The organism is Micromonospora sp. NPDC093243, from assembly GCF_044753725.1.
In the GTDB taxonomy this organism is placed as follows: Bacteria; Actinomycetota; Actinomycetes; order Mycobacteriales; family Micromonosporaceae; genus Micromonospora.
On sequence record NZ_JBIVNT010000003.1, the window covers coordinates 138,775 to 155,188 of the forward strand.

10 protein-coding genes are annotated in these 16,414 nt (G+C 69.2%); 7 read left to right on the forward strand and 3 right to left on the reverse strand.

Features of this window, described 5'->3' with window-relative positions; all coding sequences use genetic code 11:
• The first annotated feature begins 64 nt into the window (after positions 1–64).
• Entirely contained in the window at positions 65–1,018 is a 954-nt protein-coding gene (locus tag ACIP9D_RS10270; RefSeq protein ID WP_350869051.1) for a serine hydrolase, read from the forward strand.
• Between the two features lie 241 nt (positions 1,019–1,259).
• Here the strand turns inward: ACIP9D_RS10270 and ACIP9D_RS10275 are convergent, their stop codons facing one another.
• Both ACIP9D_RS10275 and ACIP9D_RS10280 read right to left on the reverse strand, forming a co-directional pair.
• Positions 1,260–1,517: a hypothetical protein gene (locus ACIP9D_RS10275; protein WP_350869053.1), complete on the reverse strand. Its 258-nt coding sequence runs from the start codon at positions 1,515–1,517 to the stop codon at positions 1,260–1,262.
• A gap of 186 nt (positions 1,518–1,703) precedes the next feature.
• Positions 1,704–3,770, reverse strand: coding sequence for an MMPL family transporter (locus tag ACIP9D_RS10280; protein WP_400449892.1), 2,067 nt, complete (start codon positions 3,768–3,770; stop codon positions 1,704–1,706).
• A 178-nt stretch (positions 3,771–3,948) separates the two neighbouring features.
• Between ACIP9D_RS10280 and ACIP9D_RS10285 the strand changes: the two genes are divergently transcribed.
• The 4 genes from ACIP9D_RS10285 to ACIP9D_RS10300 all read left to right on the forward strand — a co-directional run bounded on the left by ACIP9D_RS10285 (position 3,949) and on the right by ACIP9D_RS10300 (position 8,770).
• On the forward strand, positions 3,949–5,256 hold the full coding sequence (locus tag ACIP9D_RS10285; RefSeq protein WP_350869058.1) for a histidine kinase: 1,308 nt from the start codon (positions 3,949–3,951) through the stop codon (positions 5,254–5,256).
• A complete protein-coding gene (locus ACIP9D_RS10290; protein WP_350869060.1) occupies positions 5,208–5,852 on the forward strand; it encodes a response regulator transcription factor in 645 nt (214 codons plus the stop codon). Before ACIP9D_RS10285 ends, ACIP9D_RS10290 begins: the two co-directional genes overlap by 49 nt.
• A gap of 184 nt (positions 5,853–6,036) precedes the next feature.
• The gene (locus tag ACIP9D_RS10295) at positions 6,037–8,154 is read left to right on the forward strand and encodes an MMPL family transporter (RefSeq protein ID WP_350869062.1); all 2,118 of its coding nucleotides are present in this window, start codon (positions 6,037–6,039) and stop codon (positions 8,152–8,154) included.
• A 67-nt stretch (positions 8,155–8,221) separates the two neighbouring features.
• Complete coding sequence (locus ACIP9D_RS10300) at positions 8,222–8,770, forward strand: hypothetical protein (protein WP_350869064.1); 549 nt, start codon at positions 8,222–8,224, stop codon at positions 8,768–8,770.
• 91 nt (positions 8,771–8,861) lie between these two features.
• Here ACIP9D_RS10300 and ACIP9D_RS10305 read toward each other — a convergent pair whose 3' ends face one another.
• Positions 8,862–11,936 carry a DUF3427 domain-containing protein gene (locus tag ACIP9D_RS10305; RefSeq protein ID WP_350869066.1) on the reverse strand — a complete coding sequence of 1,025 codons (3,075 nt, stop codon included), beginning with the start codon at positions 11,934–11,936 and terminating at the stop codon, positions 8,862–8,864.
• Positions 11,937–12,851: 915 nt separating this feature from the next.
• On the opposite strand from ACIP9D_RS10305, the gene ACIP9D_RS10310 reads away from it, so the two are divergent.
• Together ACIP9D_RS10310 and ACIP9D_RS10315 are read left to right on the forward strand one after the other, a co-directional pair.
• Entirely contained in the window at positions 12,852–15,158 is a 2,307-nt protein-coding gene (locus tag ACIP9D_RS10310; protein ID WP_350869068.1) for an AAA family ATPase, read from the forward strand.
• A gap of 59 nt (positions 15,159–15,217) precedes the next feature.
• Positions 15,218–16,372 (forward strand): 5-methylcytosine restriction system specificity protein McrC, encoded by a 1,155-nt coding sequence (locus ACIP9D_RS10315; RefSeq protein WP_350869070.1) that lies wholly within the window; start codon positions 15,218–15,220, stop codon positions 16,370–16,372.
• Positions 16,373–16,414 lie beyond the last annotated feature (42 nt).

Genomic DNA, 16,414 nt, shown 5'->3' on the forward strand with positions numbered 1-16,414 from the left:
CACACCCAGGACTTTCACAGGTGGCGTCCAGGCTGCTACGAGGGTGACCTGGATATTTGCCCGCATGGACGACGTCGCGCCGCGAGGCCGGAGGGTTGCCCGCTACCTCGCGGTGGCGCTGGCCGTCGCCCTCTGCTGCGCCCTCTCCGTGTTGGTCGGTGTCCGCGCCGGCCACTCCAACACCACCACCGCCGCACCGAGCGAGCCGTCACCGACGGCCTCACCGTCCGATCCGACGCCAGCGGTTCCGACACCGCCGGCCGAGCCGCGGCCCGGGAAGGTCGATCTGGGCGACGCAAGCGCCGCGGTCGCCGCCTCGGTCCAGGCCTACCTCAAGGGTCAGGGCGACCGGAGCGCCGTCGCCGTGCTGGACCGCACGACCGGCGCGCACCTGTCGGTGAACGCGGACGCCGGGTTCCACACGGCCAGCATCGTCAAGGTGGACATCCTCGCCGCCCTGCTGCTCGAGCGGCAGACGGCACAGGGTCTCACCGCGAAGGAACAAAACCTCGCCTTCGACATGATCACCAAGAGTGACAACAACGCCGCGACAAGTCTCTGGAAAGAGATCGGCGGCGCCTCCGGGCTGGCCGCCGCCAACCGCACGCTCGGGCTGACCGAGACCATCCCTGCCGACGGCGGCTCCTGGGGTACCACGACCACCACCGCCAACGACCAGATTCGCCTCCTGCAGACGCTGACCAACGCCAGCGGCCCGCTCAACGCCACCAGTCGTGGCTACGTGCTGAACCTGATGAGCCAGGTCCAGGACGATCAGGACTGGGGCGTGCCGGCCGGGGCATCGGCGCAGGCCAGCGGCGTGTACGTGAAGAACGGCTGGATGGGCGATTCCCGCGACGACGGGCTGTGGGTCACCAACAGCATCGGCCGGATCGTGGAGCCCGGCCACGACTGGCTGGTCGCCGTGCTCACCAGCGGGAACACGGACGAGAGCAGCGGCATCAACATCGTCGAGCACGCCGTGACCCTTGCCGTAGGCGGCCTGCGGACGTCGTAGCGGCTAGGGCGATTCGATGGTGCGCGCGCCGAGGCGCTGGGGCGGCGACCGGGACCCCGGCTCGGCCAGCGCCTGTGGCCCGGGCCTGGTGTGCACAGCCGGCTCCCGGGCTCGGAAGCCCGGCGGAACCGCGCGGGGTTTGCGTCAAGCGGCCGGAACTCACCGGTGAGAAAACGACGATTCCCTGCGCGCCGCGGTCATCCGGCGGGTCGCGGCGGTGGCGTGGTCCGTGCTGTCCTGGTCAGGCGGTGCGCGGCGGGTCGGCCAGTGGCGTCGTGTTGGTGACGGGCCGAGAGCGCGACCGGTTCGGCACCCGGTAGGTGACCGCTCCGGTACCACTCGCCGCGACTACGAACGCCAGCACGGCAGTGACCCACTGCCCGGCCGTGATCGTGTCCCAACCGCTGTTCTCGCCCTGCAGCGCGGTCAACAGGGACGACAGGAAGGCAATGATGCCGCTGGCCACCGCCGACCAGATCGCTTTCAGATAGGGGCCCACAGCTTCCTCGCGGTGGCTCGGGTGGATCCGCTCACTATCCACTGTGATGCCCTGGCGGCCGCCGTGTCAATGTCGATCCTCGACGTTTGCGCTGGTCAAGGGCATCGGGCTTCGACCCGCCGACAGCCGGCGCCGGCCGTGCCCCGGTGGCACGGCCGGCGCCGGTGATCGTCACTCCTCGCGGTTCTACGACGCTGCCGGCGCCCGCTCTGACGGCGGGGCCGCGACCGGCCGGCGTGCGGTCCGGGCCAGGCGGCTCGGCCACCAGGTACGCCGGCCGAGGTGCAGCGCCAGCGCCGGGACGAGCAGGGTGCGGACGAGGAACGTGTCGAGCAGCACGCCGACCCCGATGATCACAGCCGTCTGCACGGACGGCACCAGCGGCAGCACGCTCAGCGCGCCGAACGTGGCGGCCAGCACCACGCCCGCGCTGGTGATCACCCCGCCGGTCACGGTCAGCGCGTGCAGCACGCCGTTGCGGTGCCCGAGCTGCGCGGCCTCCTCCCGGGCGCGGGTGCTGAGGAAGATCGTGTAGTCGACGCCGAGCGCGACGAGGAACAGGAACGTCTGCAGCGGAATCCCGACGAACAGGTTCGGGTAGCCCATCGCGTCGAGGATCAGCCCGGCCGCCCCCAGCGCGGCGGCGTAGGACAGGACCACGCTGGCCAGCAACAGCAGCGGCGCGACTAGCGCCCGCAGCAGCAGCACCAGGATGACGAGGACGACCGCCAGCACCAGCGGCACCACGACCCGGTTGTCCCGGTCGACTGTCCGCTCCTCGTCGATCAGGTACGCGGTGTCCCCGCCGACCAGCGCCTGCGCACCCGGCACGGCGTGTACCGCCGCGCGGAGCCGCTCGACCGTGTCCAGCGCCACGTCGCTGTCCGGCGTGTCCGCCAGCACCGCCGCGATGCGTACCCACTGGCCGTCCGGCGAGCGTTCCGGCTCGCCCACCTCGGCGACCCCCGGCACGGTACGGGCGGCGGCCACCACCTGCTCGGCCGGGCCGGCGGCGGCCAGGATCTCGGCGGGCGCGACCGATCCCCGAGGGTAGTGCGCCTCGATCATCCGCTGGCCGGTGACGGAGCCGACCTCCTTGGTGAACGACTCGTCGTGCGGCATGCCGATGCTGAGGTTGACCATGCCGAAGCTCAGGGCGACCAGCACCGCCGCGGTACCCAGCCAGATCGCGCGCGGCCGCCGGCCCACGAACCCGGCGATGCGGCGCCACAGCCCGTGCTCGGCCGCCACGTCGAGCGCGACCGCGTCGGGCGAGTACCGGGGAACGAACGGCCAGAACAGCCACCGCCCGAAGATGACCAGCACCGCCGGCAGCAGCGTGGTCATGGCCAGCAGCGCCGCGACGATGCCGACCGCGCCGACCGGACCGAGCCCCCGGGTGGACGGCAGCTGCGCGGCGAGCAGGCACAGCAGGCCGAGCGCGACGGTCGCCGCCGACGCGGCGATCGCGCCGATCGACCGGCGCAGCGCCACGGCCATCGCCGCGTGCCGGTCGGCGTGCCGGCGCAGCTCCTCCCGGTAGCGGGCGATGAGCAGCAGGGCGTAGTCCACGCCGACGCCGAAGACCAGCACGGTCAGGATGCTCTGGCTCTGGAAGTCCACGGCCAGGTTGGCGTACCGGGCCAGCAGGTACACCACCGCGCTGGCGAGCTGGTTGGCCAGCGCCACCGTGATCAACGGGATCAACCACAGCACCGGACTGCGGTACGTGATGAGCAGCAGCAACGCGACGGTGCCCGCGGTCGCCAGCAGCAGCGCGGTGTCCATGCCGGCGAACGCGTCGAAGACGTCGTCCTCCCCGCCGGCCGGACCGGTGAGCGCGGTCCGCAACCCATCCGGTACGTCCGCGGTCAGGCGGTCCTTGATGGCGGTTACGGCGTCGGCGCGCTGGTCGGCGTCCCCGGAGACGGGGAAGGAGAGCAGCAGCGCCTGCCCGTCGTCGCTGGGCACCGGCGGGGACACCTGACCGCCAGCGGCGTACGGGATGAACGTCGCCAGGTCGCCGTCCACCTTGGCCCGGTCGGCTTCGGTGAGCCCGCCGTCACGGGCGTAGACGGCCACGGCCAGGGGCTCCTGCGAGTCGGGGAACGCCTCCTCCGCCCGCTGCACCGCCCGGCTGGCCTCGGCGCTGGCCGGCAGCGCACCGAGGCTGTCGTTGTCCTGCACCTCGGTCAGCTTGATCGCCAGCGGCCCGGCCGCCGCGACGAGCACGAGCCAGAAGACGAGCATCATGTACTTGCTGCGACGGCCGGACGGCAGCCCCGCCAGCCGGTGGCGCGCGGTTTCCTTTTGCCTGGTCATGCCATCGATCCTTCGGCCGGAGCGGCCCGAAGGCAGGGGTGGCACGTCCCGAAGACAGGTGGTGGTAGCACCACCGAATTCCGTGGCGTCCCGGGCGGAGAATGACGCCGTGGACCGCTCCGTACGTTCGACGATCTGGCAGCAGATCCGGCCCGGCGCCCTCGCCGCCGGGCAGGGCCTGGCCGTGGCCCTGCTGAGCCTGACCACCAACGTGGCGCTGTTCGCGCTGTCGGTGGTCTCCCTCGCGCTCATCCCCGCGCTCGGCATCGGGTTTGCGCTCTTCCCGGCGGTGACCGTGCTCGTACGGCTGTCGCTGACGGCGCAACGCCGGCTGAGCCGCTGGGCCGGCGTGCCGATCGCCTCGCCGTACCCGCCGGTGCCCGCCGGCGCACGGCTCGGCACCTGGCAGCGGTTCCGGTGGGTGGTCTCGGACCCGGCGACCTGGCGAGACTTCGCCTGGCTGATCCCCGGCACCATCACCGGCGGCGTCTGCCTGGCCGCGTTCGTGCTGCCCGCCTACGGGCTGGAGGGCGCCCTGTTCGTGCCGCTGGTGCTCTACCTGACCATCGACTGGTACGGCTACGGCGTGTTCTGGCCGATGGACAACTTCGCGAAGGCATGGCTGGCCGCGCCGCAGGGCTGGCTGCTCCTCGCCGGCGGGCTGGCCGTCGCGCACTGGCTGGTGTGGTTGCACTTCCGATTCGCCGGCTTCTTCCTCGCCCCCACCCGGGCACAGGAGCTGGCCCTGCGGGTCCGCCACCTCGCCACCACCCGCGCCGACACCGTCGACTCCCAGGCCGCCGAGCTGCGGCGCATCGAACGCGACCTGCACGACGGAGCGCAGGCCCGGCTGGTCGCGCTGTCGATGAGCATCGGCCTGGCCGAGAAGCTCATGGCCGACGACCCGGCACGGGCGGCGCGACTGCTCAGCGAGGCGCAGGAGACCAGCGGCCACGCCCTCGCCGACCTGCGCAACCTCGTGCGCGGCATCTACCCGCCGGTGCTCGCCGAACGCGGCCTTCCCGGTGCGGTGGAAGCCCTCGCGCTGACCGCACCGCTACCCGTGGACGTCGACGTGCGGCTACCCGGCGGCGGCCCACCCGCGGCGGTCGAATCCGCGTCCTACTTCGCCGTGGCCGAGGCGCTGACCAACATCGCCAAACACAGCGGCGCGGCGCGCGCCTGGATCCAGCTCTCCCACCATGACGGTGTCCTGACGATGGTGGTCGGCGACGACGGCCGTGGCGGGGCCACGCTGGACGCGGGCACCGGCCTCGCGGGCGTACGACGCCGTCTGGCAGCCTTCGATGGCACGATGACCGTGCAGAGTCCGCCCGGCGGACCCACCGTCGTGACCATGGAGCTGCCGTGCGAGTTGTCATCGCGGAGGACCTCGCCCTCCTCCGGGACGGGCTGACGCACATCCTCGACGCGTACGGGCACCGGGTGGTCGAGGCCGTCGCCGACGGGCCGTCCGTGCTGCCGGCGCTCACCCGCCACCGCCCCGACATCGCCGTCGTCGACGTACGCCTGCCACCCACCTTCACCGACGAGGGACTGCAGGCCGCGCTCGCGGCCCGGGTGCAGATGCCCGGGCTGCCGATCCTCGTGCTGTCTCAACACGTCGAGCAGCTGTACGCGCGGGAACTGCTCGCCGACCGCAGCGGGGGAGTCGGCTACCTGCTCAAGGACCGGGTGTCGAACGTCGGCCAGTTCATCGACGCGCTACGCCGGGTCGCCGACGGCGGCATGGTGATGGACCCCGAGGTGGTGTCCCAGCTGCTGGCCCGCAACTCGGGTACGCAGCAACTGCGGGACCTCACCGCCCGGGAGCGGGAGGTGCTGGGGCTGATGGCCGAAGGGCGGTCGAACGCGGCGATCGCAGGGCGGCTGTTCGTCACCGAGAAGGCCGTCAGCAAGCACATCAACAACATCTTCAGCAAGCTCGGCATGCCGCCGTCCGATGACGACAACCGACGGGTGCTCGCGGTGCTCGCGTACCTGAACAGCTGAAACTCGCGCCGCCGCCGGAGCCCAAGCATCCGAAAAGGAGTGCCAGGCGCAGGTACTCTGCACAACGAGTAGCGAAGACTGCCGGCAGAGTGACGGGCGGGTGCCCTGGGCGCTCCAGGCCCCAGACGTCGGTGGTGCCGAACACACGGGGGAAACCATGTTCGAGCGGCTGGGCAGATTCGTTGTGGGCAAAGCGTGGTGGGTGATCGCCGGGTGGGTGGTCGCGGCAGCCGCCATCATCGCCACCACGCCCTCGCTGAGCGACATCACCTCCGCCGATCAGGAGAGCTTCCTGCCCCGCTCCTACGAGTCCGTGCAGGCCACCGAGCTCGGGCAGAAGGCATTCCCGCAGCAGGCCACCGCGACGGCGATCATCGTGGTCAAGCGCGTCGACGGGCAGAAGCTCACGCCGGCGGACGAGGCGAGGGTGGGCCAGCTCGCCCAGTCGCTCAAGGCCAGGAACATCCCGCACACGTCCGGCTACCTGACCGGTCCGCCCGCGGTGGCGCCGGACAAGTCGGTGCAGATCATCAACGTCGGGCTCGATGCCCCCACCCCCGACGACCCGGCGCTGCTCGACGCCGTACGCGATCTGCGGGCAGACATCGGCCCGGAGCTGGCGAACAGTGGATTGACCGCGGGCGTGGCCGGCGACGTGGCGAGCTTCGTCGACAACGAGGACACCTTCAACAACGCCTTCGCCGTGGTCGGCATCGCGACGATCATCCTGATCATCGGCCTGATCCTGATCATCTTCCGCAGCCCCATCGCCGCGCTGCTGCCCGTGGTGGTCGTCGGCGTCGTCCTGAGCATCACGACGGGTCTCGTCGCTGCCGCCGGAAAGGCCTTCGATCTCAGCGTCAGTCAGGATCTGCAGACGATCCTGCTGATCGTGCTGTTCGGCATCGGCACCGACTACATCCTGTTCCTGCTCTTCCGCTACCGGGAGCGGCTGCGCGCCGGTGACGACAAGCGCACCGCGATGGTCGTCTCCGTCCAGCGGGTCGGTGAGGTCATCACGTCGGCCGCCGGAGCGGTCATCGTCGCGTTCCTCGTGCTGCTCCTCGCCTCCCTCGGCTTCTTCGGCTCGCTCGGCCCGGCGCTCGCCATCGCGGTCGCCGTCATGCTGGTCACCTCGCTCACCCTCATCCCAGCGGTCGTCTCGCTGCTCGGCCGGTACGTCTTCTGGCCGTCGAAGGCGTGGCAGCGTACGCCCAAGGCCACCCTGTCCCACCGTCTCGGCACCGCCGTCGGACGCCGGCCGGCACTCGTCGCGGCGGCCTCCGGCGTCCTGCTGGTCGCGCTCGCTGCGGGCGCGCTGTTCTACAAGTCCGACTACGACTTCAGCGCCGGCTTCCCGCAGGACACCGAGTCGGCGAAGGCCGCGCAGGACCTGCAGCGCGGGTTCGCCGCCGGTGCGCTCGCCCCCACCGAGGTCTACCTGACCACCAGCAACGGGTCGCCGCTGACCGAGCAACAGGTCAACGACTTCGCGGCGGCCGTGGCGAAAGCCCCGGGTGTGGGCCAGGCGCAGCCCCCGGAGCGCAGCACCGACCCGAGTGTGGCCCGGGTCAACCTGCTGCTCAACGAGAACCCGGTCTCCAACGAGGCGATCAACCTCGTCCGCGAGGACCTGCGCGGTGCCGTGCACGCGGCGGCCCCGCCCGGCACCCGGGCGCTGGTCGGCGGGACCACCGCGATCTTCGCGGACATCAACTCGGCGAACAACCGCGACCTGTCGGTGATCCTGCCGGTCGCGGCCGGCCTGATCGCGCTCATCCTCGCGCTGCTGCTGCGCAGCCTGGTCGCGCCGATCTACCTGGTGATCGCGGTGCTGCTCAACTTCGCCGCCACGTTGGGCGCCACGGTCTACCTGTTCCAAGGGCTGCAGGGCGAGCCCGGCGTCACCTTCCAGCTGCCGATCATCCTCTACCTCTTCGTGGTGGCGATCGGGACCGACTACAACATCCTGATGATCGCCCGACTACGCGAGGAAGCGCGGGAAGGCAACGAGCCACGCAAGGCCGCCGCCATCGGCGTGGAACACGCCGGCCCGACGGTCGCGGCAGCAGGACTGATCCTGGCCGGGACGTTCGCGGTGCTGCTGCTCGCGCCCATCTCGTTCCTGCAGCAGATGGGCTTCGCGGTGGCGATCGGCATCGTACTGTCGGCGTTCGTCATGTCGATGTTCTTCGTCCCCGCCCTGACCGCGCTGATCGGGCACAAGGCGTGGTGGCCCGGCCACGGCGACGAGCGGCCGACCAGCGGGCGGCACGCCCGTACCGCCGACCAGCCGGGTTAACCGGTCGAGGCCGCCGGTCCAGCGTGGTCTTCGGCGGCGGCGGCCGCACGGGCGTACGCTCGGTGCCGTGGTGGCGACGGGGCGTCGATACCGGTACGTCGGCCCGACGGACGTGCGAGCGTCGGTCGGCGACTCCCCCGAGGGCGCGCCCATCCGATCATCGGCCGATCTCGACGCCTACCTGGCGGCCGCAGATCCGCGCGACCGCGACGAGCCGTTCACCTACGTCATCGACCCCGGCGGCACGCTGCGGCTCGCGCCGAGACGCAGCGAGCATGTCGCCTGCGCCGGCGGTGGGGCGGTCCTCGGCGCGGGGGAGATCGCCTTCGCCGGCGAGCGGGACGGCTGGGTCGTGACCGAGGTGAGCAACCAGTCCACCGGCTACTGCCCCGATCCCAGCTCATGGGCGGCGGTGGCGGTCGCCCTCGATCGGGCGGGTGTCAGCCGCCCGGAAGGCTTCACCGCGGCGGTCGTCTTCCGGCGCTGCCTTGCCTGCGGCGAGCGCAATGTCGTCCGCGACGACGACTTTATCTGCGCGCTCTGCGGCGCTGAGCTGCCGGAGGATGTGGAACCCCGGCTGACAGCTCAGCCGCCGACCGTCCAGCGTTCGCGCTGACGACCGATCCCGGGCCTTGTGCGTTGCTCGACGACCGTTCTGTCGGCGCAGGCGTAGCGAGGTCAGCAGGCCCATATCTCCTGCACCGCGCTCAGGCGGCGATAGCCCGGGCGGCGGCGTACATGTCGGCGGGTAGCGCGTGCTGCATCCGCCACAGGATGCGCATCGGGCGGTCGCCGGTGTGCGACTCGTACGTCATGGGGCCGGCATAGAGGTAGGCCGGTGCACCCAGGTCACGGTCGGCGACCTTGGTCTCCCGGATGAACAGGTGCACCGTCGACTCGCGTTCCGCGTGGTGGATGTAGCGCTGCCCAGTCGCCGAGGCAGCCGACGTGGTGCTTTGCGACTCCCACTGGAAGAGCGTGTCGGTGATGGCCCGGTCGGCGTACATCGTGGTGGGGGAGTAATGCGTCTCGGACTTGACCAGGGTGACGAAGAACAGGTCGGCCCGGGCGTCCGGCAGCCACTTCACGCCCTCGCGCAGCGACCCGGGGTTCGGCATCCCGAACGCCGCGCACGCCTCGTTGCGGCTGTACCGGGCGTGGACCTGCAACGGCACGTCCTTCTGCCCCACGGCCTCGGTGACCCGGTGGATGCGATCGCGCAGCACCTCGGCCACCTGCCGCAGCTCGGCGCAACGCGCCGGGTCGGCCCAGAGCCGGGCCAGCCGTTCGTTCCGGGAGGTCAACGGCGCGTTCGGCCCCCACAGGTCGAAGTGCAGCATATCCCACAGCCGCCCGGCGTCCGGCCGCTCACCCGCCGCGACTCGGGCCAGCAGGTTCAACCGGTCGAGGTCGTCAAGGTGCAGCATCCGCCCGATGGCCCGGCTCAGCTCGCGGTCGTCCGGCCCGGGCGTCGAGGGGTCCAGGCCGGCGAGCCGCCGCAGCCCGGTCCACCCGCCGACGCTCGCCGATCGGTACACGTCCTCGACCTCTAGGCCGGTCTCCCGCAGGTACTCTGCGAGATTGAGGTCGCCGAGCTGCCGCAACTCGGCGACCAGGCCCGGCTTCGACGTCGGCAGCGCCGACTTCAGGTTGGCGAGCACAACCTCCTTGGCCACCCGGTCCAACTGGACGTGGCAGCCGCTCGGCAGCATCGGGAAGTCCTGCTCGACGGCTTCCTTGATCGCCCGTCGGCTCACCCCGGTCAGCGCCCGCCACCGCAGGTCGAAGCGGAAATTGGCGTGCTGCCCGCCGATGAAGTCGAGCACGGTCAGGCAGGCCTTGTCGTCGTCCAGACGCAGCCCACGGCCGAGCTGCTGGAGGAAGATGGTTGCGCTCTCGGTGGGCCGCAGCATCAGGATCGTGTCGACCATCGGCAGGTCGACACCCTCGTTGAACAGGTCCACCGTGAAGAGCACCCGTAGCGCGCCGGTCTTGAAGTCTTTGATGAGGGCTTGCCGGCCGGCGGGGTCGACCCGGGAGGTCGCCGCCGCCGACGGTACGCCGTGCCGAGTGAACCAGTCCGCCATGAACTCGGCGTGCCCGATGCTCACGCAGAAGCCCAACGCTCGCATCCGCGACACGTCGACCAGGTCCCGAGCCGCCCGCAGCACCGCCCGCGCCCGCGCATCATTGCCGGTGTAGAGAATGTCCAGCTCCGTCGGGTCGTACCCCTGCCCGCGCTTCCACCGCAGCTGCGACAGGTCCACGTCGTCGTGCAGCCCGAAGTACTGGAACGGCGCCAGCAACTGCCGCTCCAACGCTTCCCACAGATGCAGCTCCACAGCAGCGCGGCCGTCGAACCACCGGCGCACATCGCCGCCGTCGGCCCGGTCGGGAGTCGCGGTCAGCCCCAGCAGTACGCGGGGCCGTAGTCGCTCCAACAACCGGGCGTACGTCGGCGCCTCCGCGTGATGGAACTCGTCCACGATCACCATGTCGTACGCCTCGGGGTCGATCTCCCGACGGTGCAGCGACTGGATTGAGGCGAAGACGTGCTTCCACTGCTGCGGCTCTCGGCCACCCACCAGCGTCTCCCCGAAGCTGCCATCCCCCATCACCTGCCGGAACGTCGACAGACTCTGCCGCAGGATCTGCTCCTGATGAGCGACGAAGAGCAGCGAGTCGACCGTGCCTGCGCGGTGCAGCCGCCGGTAGTCCAGGGCGGCGACCACGGTCTTGCCGGTGCCGGTGGCCATCACCACGAGGTTGCGGTGCCGCCCGTGCACCTTTCGCTCGGCGTCCAAGTCGGCCAGGATCTCTGCCTGATAGCCGTACGGCCGCACATCCAGGTTCGAGATCTCCGTCGGCCCCTCACCCGGGCGCTCCCCGCCGAGGGCGTGCCGGAGTCGTTCTGCATCACGGGCCGGGTCGTAGTCCTCGAACGCCGGATAGTTCCAGTAGTCCTCGAAGGTTGCCGTGAAGGTGTCGATGACGTACGGCTGCTCCATGTTCGAGATGCGGACGTTCCACTCAACGCCATCGACCAGCGCGGTCCTCGACAGGTTAGATGAGCCAACGTAGGCGGTGCTGGTGCCGTTGTTGCGGCGGAACAACCATGCCTTAGCGTGCAGTCGGGTGGTCCTGGTCTCGTAGGACACCTTGATGTCAGCGCCCAGCTCGGCGAGCCGGTCGAGGGCCCGCTGATCGGTCGCGCCCATGTACGTCGTGGTGATCACGCGAAGGCGACAGCCACGGGCGATCAGGTCTCGGATTGCCGGCTCAACGATGCGCAGGCCGTGCCACTTGATGAACGCACAAAGCAGGTCGACCTGGTCGGCGGACGCCATCTCGTGGGTGACCTCGTGGCCGATCCGCGGCTGGTGCTTGCCGTTCACCAGGAGGGCACCGATGGAGAGCGGGGTGGTGGGGCGCGCCGGGAAGACGGGCTGCGCGGGTGCGATCGGCGGGCCGGCGACGGCGGACAGCAGGTGCTTGGCATCGGCGATTTGGTCCTGTATACCGTCCGTGGTCGGGATGAGCGCGGCGATGTTGTCGGCGATGCAGTTGGCCAACCCGACCTGGCGGGCAAGCTTGTCGTCACCGTTCGGTACGGCTTGCAGGACGCGACGGGCTAGGGCGGCGATGTGGCGGGCGAGCGCCTCGTGGGTGTCGGCGGGGTCGAGCTTCGTGCGATCGACCAGGGCGGGGTCGAGGCGCTGAAGCTGTTCGGCCAGCTTCCGGGTGATCAGATGGTCGTAGATGCCTCGCGCAAGATCCGTCACCCTGGCAACGTAGCTGGCGCCGCCGATAAGTTGCGGACCTCGAAAGCCCGGCCAAATCCGTCTGTCGGGTCGCCGACAGCAGGGCTTCATGTCGCTGCAGGGGTTGCCCTGGCACCTGCGCTACTGGGCGGCCATCGCGCTTGCTCCAGATATTTCGGCCTCTGGGCCTCCACCTGCGCAAAACCGTCACTGCCGCAGCTGGCTACCCGGCGGCGGTATCCACTCGACAGGTTGTTGACACGGCAGAGAGGCTAGGCGGGCACACCTAGACGGGCGATCGCGAGGGGTCCCGCCGGAAGAAGAGATGCCGGTAATGTTCCCGATACGCCTTGTGGGGAAGTGAGGATGATGGTTGCTGGGCTGGACGTAACGCCCGCCATGGAAGTGGAGCGAGTGATCGCCACAGTGGTGGCGGACCTGAACTCGGGCGGCCATCGAGGCGCTGTGGCGGACTCGGTGTTTGCGGTTGAGCGTGATTCTTCATTGTTGTTAGGCGCTGAGGGCTGGTAGGTCGTTGGTGTCGATGGTCTCCTTCGTGTCAGTGGTGATGAGGGTGAGGCGGGATTTGGCGAGATGTCGAGGCCGAGGTAGCGGCGGCCTGGCTGCCACGAACTGGCGTTCTAACCTCCACTTCAATGACTTGATGTGAGGCAAAACGCATTTGTGGAAGGTCACGGGTAGAAGTCAGCGATTCAGTCGACCTGCTCTACCCCCGCCCACCCAGCCCAGGCGCCTGCCAGCCAAGAACTCGCCGCCATACCACCAATGCCGGCAGCACCACGATGGTCGGACCCAGCTGCAAACACAGCTTGCGCGCATTTTGGTCCGTTCGGGTCTGTGGTGCGGCGTAGCTGCGTCGGTAGGTTACTTCGGACGTGATTAGACGGCCGTTGGCCGCGGGCTGGGTAGCCGCTCATGATCGAGACGAGGTCGGGTGTGGATGACAAGGCGATCATTCCTTCGCGTGCCGACGACATGGTGCGGTCTGTTGGCCGCGAGTTCATCGACGTAGGGCTTGGTGAGGCCGGATCATTGTTCCTTCCCGGCAGGTCGGTGTGGACGCAGGCGGCTGCGGCTGAGCTGTTCCGCGTCTACAACGAGCGCCCCGACGACGGCTCCGACCCGTTCATGGTCAAGCTGCAACGGCAACTTGACGGCGCGTCCGATGGGGCAAAGCTGTTAGCTGTGGAACTGCTAACGCTGCAGGCGCTACCGCTACGCAACCTGACCGCGGCAATGAAGCAGAGGCGCGTCGAGTCCGTGCTGGCGTGGATGCGTACGCCCGCGACGGTGCCAGAGGCGGTCCTGGCCGCTTTCCGGCAGTACACGTGGAATGGCGGCATCGGGGCACACACGATGCTGTGGAAGTGGCTCGCCGACGCCATCGAGTTCCTCCTGGGATGGTGGGCGCTTTCCGATAATCGGCGAGCCTCGGCGCTGGTTGATCCCTGGGTGTGGCAGGAGGTCGTGTACGCGAAGAAGCTGATGGCGTCGCTTCGGGAGACACTGCTCTACCTCGGGTTTCCGACGCACTTCCTGCCGATCGTCAACGTCGACCACAAGCGGGCAATTCGCGACGCGTTCGCCCCAAGCGCCGACGTGGGGCCCACGACTGACCTCAATCGCGACCTGTTCCAGATCACCGTCCGGGTGCAGGAGCAGGTCGGCGGGGAGCGGGTTGATTTCTATCGACCGCCGTTCGCCAGCCAATGGAAGTCGCCCCCGCAGGGGCGGCGTGCCTGGCTCGTCCGGCCGAGGGGAGCCGACGACACGCTCGACGCCTGGAGACACGACCGGGCGGTCTGGCTCGCAGCCACGCATCTTGGCGAGGTGCCGGCGAGCGCCGAGCGGCCCGATGTCCGGGCTGCCGTGGATGCTGGTTTCGGGCATCTGGATTACGCCGCTCGGCTGGTGCTCGCCACGGAGTACCACGCTTTCCTGTCGTTGATGAACGTCGAGGACATCGTGGCGACGGTGGTGAGCGACCGGCTCCACCTCGGAGTGATCGATGGTGACCCGGAATATTTCTCGGATGGCGACGGGGTTTGGCTGCGCAGGCCGGTGCAGTGGTTGGCGATCGACGCCCTCACGGTGGACACCCTTCCAGCACCGCTGCCCGCCGAACTGGATCAACAGGGCACCGTCGTCGATCTGACTGGCGCCCTGGAAGTACTCACCGGGCTGATCGAGAAGGTGGTCGAGCCTGCAGACCCGGGCGTGGACGATGATAGGCGTGGACCGGAGCTGGGGCAGGTGCCTCCGCTGGCGGCCGCCACCGACGAACTCGCTGATCGCCTGCACCTGCCTCGACGTTGGTTGCAGGACCTGCTGGATCTGTGGCACGAGCGCTCCCAGGTGGTGCTCTTCGGCCCACCCGGCACCGGCAAAACGTTCATCGCCCAAGCCATCGCCAGACACATCGCTGACCGGGAAGCCGTTCGCCTGGTTCAGTTCCATCCCTCCTACGCCTACGAAGACTTCTTCGAGGGATTCCGGCCAGTCGAGGGCAGAGACGGTGGAGCCGTGGGCTTCGCTAAAGTCCCCGGACCACTGCGAGAGATTGCCGCGGCAGCCAAGGCGGACCCGGCCAAGCCATACGTCCTGATCATCGACGAGATCAACCGGGCAAATCTAGCCAAGGTCTTCGGGGAACTGTACTTCCTCCTGGAATACCGGCAGGCCACCGTCCGCCTCCAATACTCGCCGGCGGAGGCATTCAACCTGCCGCCCAACGTCTTGCTCATCGGCACCATGAACACCGCCGACCGGTCGATCGCCCTGGTTGATGCGGCCATCCGGCGCCGCTTCGCGTTCGTCGAACTGCATCCCGACGACGAACCAGTCAGATCGGTGCTGGACGAGTGGCTGAAGAAGCAGGGCAAGGCCGATGATGCACGCCCGGCGCTGCTGCGTGCCCTTAACGAGGCGATTGGGGACGCGGACCACGACTTCAAGATCGGCCCGTCCTACTTGATGCGACCAGGCGCAGACCACGACGACGGACTTGGCCGTGTCTGGGACCATGACCTGCTGCCTCTACTCGAGGAGCACTACGCGGGGCGCCTGTCACGCGCAGCCGTCCGCAGCAAGTTCGGCCTCCCAGCCATCCGACTGATCACGAGCGCCGGAGTGCCTAACGGTGCGCAAGGTGGTGACGGCAGCAACGCCGGATACACCTTGCCGGTGCCGGACGTTGCCAACGCGGCCGCGGGCGAGGCGTGAACTCAATCGGCGCCCCGGAACCAGTCGTCCTCACGGAGGTGGGGACTACAGAGGTGGTAATGGCGCTGGACGACAACCAAGTGGCCGCACTACGCGCTGCCGACCTCGTGAGGGTGCGCCGCGCGGCCGGTGGTCAATGGAAAATCAAGGCTGGCCGCAAGGTTGGTGCGATCCGGATCGGAAACATCGAGATCGAGGTAATGCCAAAAGTCGGTGTTGCCAACATGCTCTTCTTCCTCGGCTATGCGACCCACCCGGGATTCCGCCCCGAAGACGTGGCCGGCATCCCGACGGCAGGCCTGTGGCCCGCGCTGGCTACGTCGCTGATCCGCCAAACCCGTCGGGCGCTCGCCTCGGGGCCGCTGCGCGGATACGCCACCGTCGACGACGCCCTGCCCCTCGTCCGCGGACGGGTCCGGTTCGGCGACCATCTCGCCGGCCGCCCCGGCATACCGCTGCCCATCGAGGTGCAGTACGACGACTACGGCTCCGACATCCCAGAGAACCAAATCTTGCGCACCGCCGTACGGCGAATGCTCGCCGTGCCGCGGCTCAGGCCCGCCGACCAGATCGACCTGGCCGAGCTGGACGCACGCCTGGCCGGCGTGACCGTGCTGCCACCAGGCACCCCGCCGCCCAGGTGGCACAACAGCCGGCTCAACGCCCGGTACGCACCGGCGCTCCACCTCAGCGAGCTGATCCTGCAATACTGCTCCGCCGACCCGGGCGCCGGCTCCCACACGATCGCAGCGTTCGTGGTCAACATGGAAAAGGTCTTCGAAGCGTTCATCGGGGCCGCGTTGCGCGAGGCCCTGTCGTCCTACCCCGGCAACACCGAAACCCCGGGCAAGGACACCCTCGATGAAGGGCGAGCCATCCGAATTGAGCCCGACGTCCTACACGTCATCAACGGGCAACCTGCGGCGGTGTTCGACGCCAAGTACAAAATCGAACCGGGTGCGGGAAAGCCCACCAACCCCGACGTGTACCAGATGCTCGCCTACTGCACTGCGCTGAATCTCCGCATCGGATGGATCATCTACGCCGAAGGTAGCGAGCCGCCTACGACGTGGCGCGTCCGCAACTCCGGCATTACCGTCGGCTACCGCCCTCTCAACCTGCGCCAACCACCTGCCCAAGTGTTGAGACACGTGCAGTACTTTGCGGACTCGGCCATGCGTGAAGCCGCAACACTTCGTCGCCACCATGCTTGATCAGTGGCCCCCGCCGGAGCCAGTGGCCCAGACCTCACTCCG